This is a genomic window from Mycobacterium sp. E740 (genome assembly GCF_001672895.1).
GTDB lineage: Bacteria > Actinomycetota > Actinomycetes > Mycobacteriales > Mycobacteriaceae > Mycobacterium.
Genome location: NZ_LZKP01000074.1, coordinates 1 through 4,762, shown reverse-complemented (window position 1 = coordinate 4,762; position 4,762 = coordinate 1). Strand labels below are relative to the sequence as shown.

Annotated in this window: 3 protein-coding genes and 1 pseudogene; 3 read left to right on the top strand and 1 reads right to left on the bottom strand. The window is 66.3% G+C overall.

Annotated features, from left to right (window positions below; all coding sequences use genetic code 11):
* Positions 1-417, top strand: a pseudogene (locus A5663_RS06675) (ATP-dependent DNA ligase); the annotation flags it as partial.
* Between the two features lies 1 nt (position 418).
* Positions 419-1,462, top strand: coding sequence for a non-homologous end-joining DNA ligase (gene ligD, locus A5663_RS06670; RefSeq protein WP_068145624.1), 1,044 nt, complete (start codon positions 419-421; stop codon positions 1,460-1,462).
* A gap of 239 nt (positions 1,463-1,701) precedes the next feature.
* On the opposite strand, the gene A5663_RS23285 is transcribed toward ligD, so the two are convergent.
* The gene (locus A5663_RS23285; RefSeq protein WP_197503317.1) at positions 1,702-2,346 is read right to left on the bottom strand and encodes a hypothetical protein; all 645 of its coding nucleotides are present in this window, start codon (positions 2,344-2,346) and stop codon (positions 1,702-1,704) included.
* Between the two features lie 22 nt (positions 2,347-2,368).
* Between A5663_RS23285 and A5663_RS06660 the strand changes: the two genes are divergently transcribed.
* The coding region (locus A5663_RS06660; RefSeq protein WP_231976710.1) for an Ig-like domain-containing protein at positions 2,369-4,762 on the top strand (2,394 nt) is incomplete at its 3' end.

The window sequence follows — 4,762 nt, the reverse complement described above, 5'->3', positions numbered from 1 at the left end:
GTGGTCATCGGCTATCGCATCCACAAGAGCGGTGAAGGTATCGGGTCGATGCTGCTGGGTCTGTATCGCGATGACGGTGAGTTGCAGATGGTCGGTGGTGCAGCGTCTTTCACCGCGAAGGACAGGCTCAAGTTGCTGGCCGAGCTGGAGCCGCTGCGCGAGGGCGACGAGATGCGCGAAGGCGATCCGAGCCGCTGGAACTCGGCCGCCGACAAGCGGTGGGTTCCTATCCGGCCGGAGAAGGTCTGCGAGGTTGCCTACGACCAGATGGAGGGCAACACGTCGGCAGGGACCGCCCGCTTCCGGCACGCGGTGAAGTTCCGGCGCTGGCGCCCGGACCGGGAGCCGGCAAGTTGTACCTTCGACCAACTCGACGTCCCGCTCAACTACGACCTATACGACGTATTGGAGTCCTGAGATGGCAACTCCCGCAGAAGAAATCGACGTCGACGGCGTAAAGGTCAGGCTGACCAACCGCGACAAGGTGTACTTTCCGAAGCTCGGCAAGGACGGTACGAAGGGCAAGCTCTTCGAGTACTACCTGTCGGTGGCAGACCGGATGGTGACGCTGTTGCGCGACAGGCCCACGCATCTTCAGCGTTTCCCTGACGGCATCGACGGCGAGGAGATCTACCAGAAGCGGGTGCCGCAGAAGCATCCCGACTACCTCCAGACGTGTGAAGTCACCTTTCCGTCCGGACGAACGGCCGACGCGCTCAAGGTGACTCACCCGTCGGCGATCGCGTGGGCCGCGCAGATGGGCACGGTCACGCTGCACCCGTGGCAGGTGCGCTGCCCGGACACCGAGCATCCCGACGAACTGCGCGTCGACCTCGACCCACAGCCGGGAACCGCTTTCGACGACGCCGGCTCCATCGCGGTGGATGTGCTCAAACCGCTGCTCGACGAACTCGGGCTGGTCGGCTACCCGAAGACCTCGGGTGGTCGGGGCGTGCACGTCTTCCTTCGCATCCGACCCGATTGGGACTTCATCGCGGTGCGGCGCGCGGGCATCGCGTTGGCGCGTGAGGTGGAGCGTCGGGCGCCCGATGCGGTGACCACCTCCTGGTGGAAGGAGGAACGCGGCGCGCGCATCTTCATCGACTACAACCAGAACGCCAGGGATCGCACGTTCGCCTCGGCGTACTCGGCTCGCAAGACCCCGATCGCGACGGTGTCGACGCCGCTGACATGGGACGAGCTGCGAACCGCCGACCCCGACGACTACACGATCTCGACCGTGCCGGATTTCCTTGCCGGACGGGCGGATCCATGGGCGGACATCGACGGCAACGCCCAGTCCCTCGAGCCACTGCTGGACATGGCCGAGGCTGACGAAGACCGCGGTCTGGGAGATCTGCCGTATCCGCCGAGCTATCCGAAGATGCCGGGCGAACCCCCGCGCGTGCAACCGAGCAAGAAGGTCGCGGCCAACTGGGACGACGACGGAAATCCGGTGTGATCCGCCTAACTTGGGCAGAGTCTCGCTGAGCCCACGTGGGTGCAGCTCAACAGTGTTAAGTAGTTCCGCCGCTGAGAACGGCGAAATGCCGTAGTGCACTACTGAGCTTGCTTCACGGAACGCGAGCCAGGGTTTTGATCATGGACGACGTCGAACGCTTACCTGACCGCTTGGGGCGGCACAACCAGTAGCGCCCTATATGCGTGGTTCGCGAGAGGAACGACGATGAGCAGCGCCAACTACATCGGCCGTGTCGGCGGGTTAGCGGTTGCGTTGGGAGTAGGTATGGCGATTGCCGCCGCGCCGGAGGTGGCGTGGGCGGAGCCCGCAGATTCGGATTCGTCGGCTAGCGGTGCCTCGTCGACCGCTTCGACCGGCGACACGACCTCGTCGAGCTCATCGACGGACAAATCGACGGCTAAGACGTCCCCGGCGACTGCTGCTGCCAGTTCTGATGACGCGCCGTCGAGCGCCTCATCGGCTGGTGTGTCGGCATCTGCGCAAGTATCGAAGAGTTCGACGGGCACCGCCGCCACGACGTCGATTGGGTCACCTGTGACGGACGATCCGCGTAGCGGACTGGCGCAGAGCAGCGGCGGGGCGCAATCCACTGCGGGTAGCTCAGCCGTCGACTTGACCCATTCGGCGCCTGTGACGAGTACGGCGCAGCTCGAGGCGCAACCGATTCCGGTCACCAAGGTGCAGGTGGCCCTCCGGAAGCCGTCATCGTCGTCGAGCCGCCGGTCGCCGGGAGCACCGGTCGGCGGCCGGAGGAACGGCTTGGACAACAGCCGGCAGCGAGCAGATGACTTGGCCGATGCGGCGACGGTAGATGCCGAGTTGCGGTCGGCTGTTGTGGGTGCCTCACCATCGCGGCCGGACATCTTGCGACCGTCCGACACCGTAGTGAATGTCGAGCTGCAGCAGTTGACCGCGCGGCAGGCTGTGACGGCGCACACCCGGACCGGCCAGTCGCTGCCGCAGACCAGTCCGGTGGCGTCGCGCGTTGCTGTCTCGGCTGCGCCTGAGGAACCCACGCTGCCTCGATATGAGGTGCGCCGAATAGTCCTGGGCCTCTTGGGGTTCGCTTCGCCGGCAACCGACGAGCCGCCGGCGGATTCACCGTTGGGGTGGGCGTTGGTGGCGATGGGCACTCGCCGGCGTCAGCTCGGTCAACCGGCGATCGAGGAAAGCGGAAGCCGGCCCGTCAGCTCGACGCTGACCGGCCAAACCGTCGACGGTCTCGTGACCGACGATCTCAAAACCGCACGCGGTCAAGGCGATCAGCCGGCCGCTGTCGAGGCCTCAACCATGCAGTTGTCGGCACTGGCGACCTCAGATGTCGCCAGGGCAACCGTATCGGCCGATGCGGCGGTGAAGGCGGTGAAGACGGCGACAAAGGCGATCAAACCCGACACCAGGGCACCCACTGTGAAACTCACCGGGCCCGCCCGCAACGCGACGGTGTCGGGCACGGTGTCGTTGTCGGCGGTCGCCTCGGATAACAAGGGGGTGGCAGGGGTGCAGTTCCTGGTGGACAACGCCCCGGTGGGCGCGGAGGACACGGCCGGGCCGTACAGCGCGTCGTGGGACACCACCGCCGTCGCGGACGGTGCTCATACGTTGACCGCGCGTGCCCGTGACGCTGCCGGCAACACCACTACGTCGTCGGTGACGGTCACCGTCGCCAACGTCGATACCTCCGCGCCGTCGGTGAGTATTGGTGCTCCGGCCAATGGTGCGACGGTGTCAGGGACGGTGTCGTTGTCGGCGGTCGCCTCGGATAACAAGGGGGTGGCCGGGGTGCAGTTCCTGGTGGACGACGCCCCGGTGGGCGCGGAGGACACGGCCGGGCCGTACAGCGCGTCGTGGGACACCACCGCCGTCGCGGACGGTGCTCATACGTTGACGGCGCGTGCCCGCGATGCTGCCGGCAACACCACTACGTCGTCGGTGACGGTCACCGTCGCCAACGTCGATACCTCCGCGCCGTCGGTGAGTATTGGTGCTCCGGCCAATGGTGCGACGGTGTCGGGCACGGTGTCGTTGTCGGCGGTCGCCTCGGACAACAAGGGGGTGGCCGGGGTGCAGTTCCTGGTGGACGACGCCCCGCTGGGCGCGGAGGACACCGCCGGGCCGTACAGCGCGTCGTGGGACACCACCGCCGTCGCGGACGGTACCCATACGCTGACCGCGCGTGCCCGCGATGCTGCCGGCAACACCACTACGTCGTCGGTGACGGTCACCGTCGCCAACGCCGATTCCACCGCGCCCACGGTGACCGTTATCGGCAACATCACGCTCCGCGGCTGGATCACAGGCAAGCCTCCACTGATGACACCCGACGGCACCCGCGTCCTGATCACGACATACGAACCCAGCACGTTTGGCAGCAACACCACCACCCTGGCATCGGTGATCGATACCAGGACCGGCACCCGACTCGGGACAGTCCCAGTCACCGGTTGGGTGTCGTCATCGCTGTTGAGTGCCAACGGCTCCCGCGCCGTGATCGTCGGTGCCCCCGACAGCGTCAACGGCCAACCCAGCAACATCACCAATGTCGCGGTGATCGACCCTGTCACCGGGGCGCAGCTCGGCACCACTCTCACCCTCGCGGGCAACGCAGTGGGCGCGTTCATGGGCCCGCAAGCCGCGATGCTGAGCGCCGACGGCACCCGCGCATTGATCACGACAGCCAACTACAACCAGGAGACGCTAACGCCCGCGACGACAACGTGGGTGACCGTGGTCGACACCACCACCGGGGCCCAGATCGGCACCAAGTTCACCCTTCCCGGTGACCCATGGGGCTTCCTGCCATTGAACGCGCAGGGCACGAGTGCCCTTATCACCACGCGCGTCTACGATGCGACCCGCCGCACATACTCGACTCGAGTCGCAGTACTGAACACCGACGGCACTCAAACCGGCACCACACTCACGCTCGATGTCGATGCAACGAGCGGTCCACCGCTCAAGAATGCAGATGGAACCCGCGTCCTGATCACCGATAGCACCTACGGAACCCCGTACACCAGCCGGGTGGCCGTGATCGACACCACCACCGGCGCCCAGGTCGGCACCACCCTCACCCTCACCGGAGAACTCGCATCGGACTCCCGGCAGCTGGCTGCCAATGGCACCCGCGCCATGTTCATCACGACGGTCACCGATGCCGGCGGTGCCATCACCGCGACCCGGTTGACCGTGGTCAACACCGCCACCGGCGCTCAGACCGGCACCACGCTCATCCTGCCCGGATCTGGCGGTGTTCAGGTGAGCGCTGACGGGCGCCGT